This window comes from Agrobacterium larrymoorei, from assembly GCF_013322225.1.
In the GTDB taxonomy this organism is placed as follows: domain Bacteria; phylum Pseudomonadota; class Alphaproteobacteria; order Rhizobiales; family Rhizobiaceae; genus Agrobacterium; species Agrobacterium larrymoorei_A.
Genome location: NZ_JAAMFB010000005.1, coordinates 184,416 through 190,823 on the forward strand (window position 1 = coordinate 184,416; position 6,408 = coordinate 190,823).

At 57.9% G+C, this 6,408-nt stretch carries 5 protein-coding genes; 2 read left to right on the forward strand and 3 right to left on the reverse strand.

Annotated elements, in window-relative coordinates; genetic code table 11:
* Positions 1–6: 6 nt before the first annotated feature.
* The 3 genes from G6L28_RS02510 to mutL form a co-directional block, all read right to left on the reverse strand.
* Complete coding sequence (locus G6L28_RS02510; RefSeq protein WP_174062202.1) at positions 7–504, reverse strand: ferritin-like domain-containing protein; 498 nt, start codon at positions 502–504, stop codon at positions 7–9.
* 136 nt (positions 505–640) lie between these two features.
* On the reverse strand, positions 641–877 hold the full coding sequence (locus G6L28_RS02515) for a DUF2093 domain-containing protein (RefSeq protein WP_174062203.1): 237 nt from the start codon (positions 875–877) through the stop codon (positions 641–643).
* A 57-nt stretch (positions 878–934) separates the two neighbouring features.
* Positions 935–2,752, reverse strand: coding sequence for a DNA mismatch repair endonuclease MutL (mutL, locus tag G6L28_RS02520; protein WP_174062204.1), 1,818 nt, complete (start codon positions 2,750–2,752; stop codon positions 935–937).
* A gap of 363 nt (positions 2,753–3,115) precedes the next feature.
* On the opposite strand from mutL, the gene G6L28_RS02525 reads away from it, so the two are divergent.
* Both G6L28_RS02525 and G6L28_RS02530 read left to right on the forward strand, forming a co-directional pair.
* Positions 3,116–4,777, forward strand: a complete 1,662-nt coding sequence (locus tag G6L28_RS02525; protein ID WP_174062205.1) for a response regulator — start codon at positions 3,116–3,118, stop codon at positions 4,775–4,777.
* A 114-nt stretch (positions 4,778–4,891) separates the two neighbouring features.
* Entirely contained in the window at positions 4,892–6,253 is a 1,362-nt protein-coding gene (locus tag G6L28_RS02530; protein ID WP_174062206.1) for a putative bifunctional diguanylate cyclase/phosphodiesterase, read from the forward strand.
* The last annotated feature ends 155 nt before the right edge of the window (positions 6,254–6,408 follow it).

A 6,408-nucleotide genomic window follows, 5' to 3' on the forward strand; every position in this document is an offset into this window, starting at 1 on the left:
GCGCGATCAGGCTGCTTTCTGCCCGGCCTGATTGACGGCGGACGTTGCAAGCGAGGACAAATCCTCATCCGTCTTGGTTTCTTCCTGTAGTGTCGCGTCGAGCAGCTTCACGACATCTTTGTGGCCTAGCTGTTCCGCCCATGCCTTCAGCGTGCCGTATCGGGCCATCTCGTAATGTTCGACTGCCTGCGCCGAGGAAATCAGACCGGCGTCGAGGGCGGGGCTTCCCTTGAAGTCGTCCATGATCTCTTCACCTTCGGCAATGATGCCCTGAATGGCTTCACAGGTTTTGCCCTGAGCGCGCTTGCCGATGATTTCGAAGACTTCCTGCAGGCGCTCGATCTGACCCTGCGTCTCTTCCTTGTGCTTTTCGAAAGCTGCCTTCAGCTTGTCGCTGTTTGCGGCGCGGGCCATCTTTGGCAGCGTCTTGAGGATCTGGCGTTCGGCGTAATAGATATCCTTGAGGGTATCGTAAAAAAGATCGTCGAGCTTCTTCTCTGCCATTTCTATCTCCCTAAAGTTGGTGCCGTTGTTTCGCACCGCTCACTAACCAGCGTAAAAAACGATGGTTCCGGGAAGATTGCGTCTCGCTGAGATTAACTTTTGGAAGGCTTGATGGAGCTTGTCGAAGTTGGCGGTCTCAGGACGCACGCTTCTGGTTGGGCAGCGCCCCTGCACGTTTTTCTGCTTCGAGCGAGGCGGCAGCGTCCGCGTAGGGTTCCTGACGTGCAACGCTCCAGTAACAGAGCTCATCAACGGGAATGTGCGTGCCAGTCATTGCGCAGACCACGTAGGCACCGGTCTGGACGATGCGCAGGTCGCCGTCGAGATACTCGATCTTCGCTTCGCGATGTCCGCCGCCTTCAAATCTGTTCATGCGCTTATGTCTCCTTGGCTTCCTCATCTCTTAATCCCGCGAGCGACGAAAGGCCAGCTAGCTTCTGCCGAAAAGCTTTTCGATATCGGCGAGCTTGAGTTCGATATAGGTCGGGCGACCGTGGTTGCACTGGCCGGAGCCGGGGGTATTTTCCATCTGCCGAAGCAGCGCGTTCATTTCCTCGGGCCGCATCCGGCGACCGGAGCGCACGGACCCGTGGCAAGCCATGGTGGCGGCGACGTATTCCAGCTTGTTGGCGAGGCTACTTGCCGTGTCCCATTCGGCAATCTCGTCGGCAAGCTGGCGGATTAAACCCTGTACATTGACCTCGCCCAGCATCGCAGGCGTTTCCCGCACGGCCACCGCACCGGGGCCGAAGCGTTCTATGGTAAGCCCCATGCTATCGAACCCGCTCGCATGCTCCATCAGCCGGTCGCAATCTTCTTCGGGCAGGTCGATGATTTCGGGAATAAGAAGTACCTGAGACGCGGGGCGCTTCGCGTGCAGCGCTTTACGCATTTCCTCAAAGACCAGCCGTTCATGTGCGGCATGCTGGTCGACGATCACCAGCCCGTCTTCGGTTTGCGCGACGATGTAATTGGCATGGACCTGCGCACGCGCCGCGCCAAGCGGGAAGCGCGTGGTTTCCGGAGACGTTGTGGGTTGTTCGAAAGCCTCCATACGCTCCGCCCGAGCGGTCGGCATCGTGATGTCGGTGAATTGCGATTGCGCGGTTTCGCGCAGCGACAGGCCATCGTGAACCGAAAGAGGTCGCGTCGGCGAGCTGGCGGGAGTCCAGGCTTGCGAGGCAAACGGGCGAACGGTGGATGGGCTATAGCCTGGCCGGAACGCACTCATCATCTGCGACGCGCCGGTTGTGGCCGCCCGGTCTCCCTCGCGCGTCAGCGCTTGGCGGATCGCGCCGACGATCAAACCGCGGATGAGGCCCGGGTCGCGAAACCGAACATCCGATTTTGCCGGATGGACGTTGACGTCCACGAGGGCGGGATCGAGCGTGAGCGAGAGCACCGCGACAGGATACCGGCCGTGCGGTATCGTTTCAGCGTAAGCACCGCGAATAGCGGAAAGCAACAGCTTGTCCTGAACGGGTCGGCCGTTGACGAACATGTATTGATGCGCGGAGTTGCCTCTGTTGAAGGTTGGAACCCCCGCATAGCCGGTGAGCGTAACGTCTTCCCGCTCTGCATCGATTTCTATGGCGTTGTCCTTGAACTCTGCGCCCAGGATCTGCGCCATGCGCGCCAGCGGATCGTCGCCCGTCGATGGAAGTTCAAGCGTCGAGCGGTCGGTTCCCGACAATACGAATCGAATGCGCGGAAAGGCGATGGCCATGCGCTTGACGACTTCAGTAATAGCGGCTGCTTCCGCCCGTTCGGTTTTCAGAAACTTCAGGCGGGCAGGAGTGGCGAAGAACAGGTCGCGCACCTCGACGATGGTGCCCTGATTGGCAGCAGCGGGGCGAACCGGCGAAAGCTTGCCGCCACTCACCCCGATGATCGCGCCTTCCGACGCGCCCTGCTGGCGGCTGGTGATCGTCAGCTTTGCAACAGAACCGATCGATGGCAGCGCCTCACCGCGAAAACCAAGTGTCCGGATATCATCGAGATTAACGGAAATCTTGGAGGTGCAATGGCGGCGGATCGCGAGTTCGAGATCGTCAGGCGACATGCCGCAGCCATTGTCCGTGATGCGCACCAGGCCCTTTCCGCCCGCAGCGGTGGCGATCTCGATTCGCGTCGCACCGGCGTCTATGGCGTTCTCGATGAGCTCCTTGGCTGCACTCGACGGACGCTCGATGACTTCGCCCGCGGCAATCTGGTTGATGAGGGTTTCTGAAAGCTGTTTGATCGGCATGGCGCCATTTTCGTGGATTCGCAGGCGCGGGGAAAGTGAAATCCGACATGCGCGCAAAAACAACCGATTAAATCGATTGTTGTCCACGCTAATTATTTCTGCAATGCCGCGTTAAGTCAGCCTTAATGTAAAACACCTATGACTGCATTAGCTTGAAATGACGATACCATAGCCCTTCGGGATGGCTGACAGATGCGGGAACGGAAAAGCTGGGGCCGTCCGCATGATCCTGAAATGGCTGGTTTAAGCCTTGCCCGCATGTTTCCCGTAATCGCAGCCCCCGCGCCTTTGCGCTGCTGCAATCCGTCGGTCACGCCTTCAAGAAAGGGCCGTCGGTCAATGAGGTGCGTGTGAGGAAGTTCAATGAATGATTTGACGCCGCATGGCGCCGCCATTCAGACAGCTATGCTCGACGCGGTCTGTGAAGCGATTTCCGCAGCACTTTTCATTTATGACCGGGACGATCACATCGTCTTTGCAAGTCGCCGCATCTTAAGTTTTTTCCAGATCGATGAAGCGCTTCTTCGGCCCGGTATGCGGCTGCGGGATTTTCTCGGCGCTGTCTTCGATGTTCGCAAGGCCGACGACAATGCCCCCGTGCGCGAAACAGAGCGTGAGGAATGGATCGCCGAGCATCTGGCCGCACATTGGAAGGAGCGCGCTGAACAGGTGGATCAGCGCCCGGGCGATAAGTGGCTGCGATACACCAAAAGAAGATTTCCCTCGGGCCTCGGCATCTGCGTTATTTCCGATATTTCGGAGCAGAAGAAGCGCGAGGACCAGTGGCGCTATGATATCGAGCGCGTGCAGATCACGGAAGAAATTCTCGATACGCTTCCGCTTTCCATTTTCGTGAAGGATCGGAACCGCGTCTATGCTGCGGTCAATAAATCTGGCTGCTCTCTTCTCGAAACATCGCCGGATCTCATTCTCGGACGCACAGTGTTCGATATTCACTCCAACCCGCTTGCTGCGCGCATCGATGAGATGGATGTCCACGTGCTTGAGACGGGCGTGCCTGCCATTCTGCCGGAGAGGGTGACGAGGCTCACCGGCGAAGAGCTTCTTGTGGTTACGCGCAAGCAGCGGGTCGGAAAGCCAGGACGCTATTTCCTCGTCACGACAATGGACGACGTGACGGCCTTCGCGGTGGCAGGTGAGGACGGGAAGTCCTACATTCCGGGACTGGAGCATCTCGCCTTCGTGTCCTCCTCCTATATGGATGACGAGCACCATCAGGCATCTCTGGTGCTGAAAGGACGAAGCGTGCTGCTCGTCACATCGAGCGTCCGCAACGGAGAGCTTGCGTGCAAGAAACTTTGCGCTGTCGGGGTGGACTGCGCCGTCGTGTCTACTGCCGCAGAGCAGAAAGCTTTCATGGAATTTGCCGCGAAAGCCGGTGTCAGGATCGACCTCGTCATCGTCGATGTGCAGATGGAACTCGGTTGCCTGGATGTGCCTCAGGCCTATGGCGTAGACGTCATGACCGTCGATGATTTTCAGCTGGGAAGTTCGCTGGTCAATCTCGCCACCCGCCATTTCCGATCTGTTTCGACCCTGCAGAAAGGGTGTGCCGACGCGAACGACGACTGGACGATAGCCCACGACCAAACCGCATCGGCCAACCGCCGGGGGCTCGATGTGCTGGTGGTGGAGGACAACAAGATCAATCAGATCGTGTTCAGGCAGATCATGGAAAGCCTTGGCCTGAACTACAGGGTTGCCGCCAATGCGCAGGAGGCGTTGCAATATCACGCTGCGCAAAATCCTGCCATCATCGTGCTGGACACCACATTGCCGGATCTCGATGGTTTCGAGGTTGCACGACGAATAAGGGCCATGGAGCCGCCTTCACAGCCTCGCACACCCATCATCGGCGTCGTCGCGCTTGCCTTCGAGGGAGACAGAAAAGCCTGTCTGGATGCGGGCATGGATGAGATGTTGCTCAAACCGATCAGTCCAGATATGATCGAGACGTTATTCAAGCGTTTCCTTCCGAAGCTCGGCCATCGTCTCCAGGGATGAGTTCGGTAACGTACCTCAACAGGTATGTCGTTGGAGCTGCTTTTCGATATATTGATTTTTAAGAGTTCATACCCATTGTGGGCTAAATCGTTACAGCTCGGTCAGGATGTGCGAATGAGAGCGCCGGAGCCAAATACGCCTCAGATAAGTCCGCATGAATTGCAGGCTATGGCGTATAGTGATCCGCTGACGGGTCTTGGCAACAAATACCGCCTTCGTGACAGAGTAAAAGCACTTGCAGCGGAGAGGGCGAGCGACCCTGCACCCTTTACCGTCGGCGTCGTCAATATCGATGGGTTCAAGCCGATCAACGATCTGTTTGGCGTTGAAGCTGGGGATGAAATTCTCTGCCAGGTGGCCCACCGCCTCAATGCATGCGTGCCGGATGGCGCAATCGTCACGCGCCACGATGGGGATGAATTCGCCTTCGTTCTTCCCCTGATATTCGAGCGGATCGGTGCCGAGCGTATCGGGCAGATGATCAAGGATGTGCTTTCCGCACCCTACGATTTGGGCGACCGCAATGTTCGCCTTTCCTCCTCTTTCGGTTTTGCGATTTACCCGTTCGCAGGCGAAGCTTTTGAAGACCTGATGAAGAGTGCCGAAACGGCCCTCTATCGTTCCAAGCGGCGCGGTCGCGGGCAGGTCACGGTCTATTCGCGTGAAATTGCCCAGGAGATGAAACGAGCGACGCAGCTGGAACAGGCGCTCCGTAACGCCATCATCACCGACGCCGTGGACGTCCACTTCCAGCCCATCGTCAGGCTGAACGACGATACTGTTATCGGCTTCGAGGCGCTGGCCCGCTGGAACGACCCTGACCTCGGCTTCGTTTCGCCAGCCGTTTTCGTTCCGTTGGCGGAAGAGCGCGGTTTCATCGATGCGCTTTCCGAAATGCTTCTACGCAAGGCGGCGGAAGCTGCGCTGTCATGGCCGCGTGAATTGTTCCTGTCCTTCAACCTCTCCTCGGCACAGTTGATGGACCCCGGTACCGCGCAGAACATTCTCTCCATTCTGGCAAGGGTTGGCCTTGATCCGCGCAGGCTGGAACTGGAAATCACCGAAACCGCCGTCATGACCTCTGCCGATACCGCGCAGCGCATCATCACGGAGCTTCAGCACGCCGGCGTGCGCATTTCACTGGACGATTTCGGAACGGGCCAGTCGAGCCTCGGCAGGCTCAGGGACTTTACCTTCGACAAGGTGAAGATCGACCGTGCCTTCGTCTCCCGCATCAGCACCGACCGTCCCTCCGAGCACATCATCAAGGCCATCGTCGCCATGTGCGAAGGGCTGGACTTGCAGGTGGTGGCAGAGGGCATCGAAGACCGGAGCGAAGCGGAGAAGTTGCGCGGTCTCGGATGCTCCATGGGTCAGGGTTACTTCTATGGCCGCCCGGTGGATGCGCTCGCAACGCATCGTTACCTTGTTGAGAATTACAGGGACATGCCGCCAACGGCGCGGGAATATGTTTGAGGGGAGCCGCGGGGCCAGCGTCCTCTCCGTCATCAACTCTGTTGAGCTAAATCCTGTCTGAGCCTTGCGTTGATGGTTATGATGATTTTGCGCATGGTTGCTGCGATTGCGACGATGGGTGGTTTTCCGTTTTCGATGAGGCGTTTGTAGAAAGG

What these genes read in the sequence shown, in the direction of transcription:
- G6L28_RS02515 (WP_174062203.1), bottom strand. Translation starts at nt 877, where the DNA reads ATGAACAGATTTGAAGGCGGCGGACATCGCGAAGCGAAGATCGAGTAT.
- mutL (WP_174062204.1), bottom strand. Translation starts at nt 2,752, where the DNA reads ATGCCGATCAAACAGCTTTCAGAAACCCTCATCAACCAGATTGCCGCG.
- G6L28_RS02525 (WP_174062205.1), top strand. Translation starts at nt 3,116, where the DNA reads ATGAATGATTTGACGCCGCATGGCGCCGCCATTCAGACAGCTATGCTC.
- G6L28_RS02510 (WP_174062202.1), bottom strand. Translation starts at nt 504, where the DNA reads ATGGCAGAGAAGAAGCTCGACGATCTTTTTTACGATACCCTCAAGGAT.
- G6L28_RS02530 (WP_174062206.1), top strand. Translation starts at nt 4,892, where the DNA reads ATGAGAGCGCCGGAGCCAAATACGCCTCAGATAAGTCCGCATGAATTG.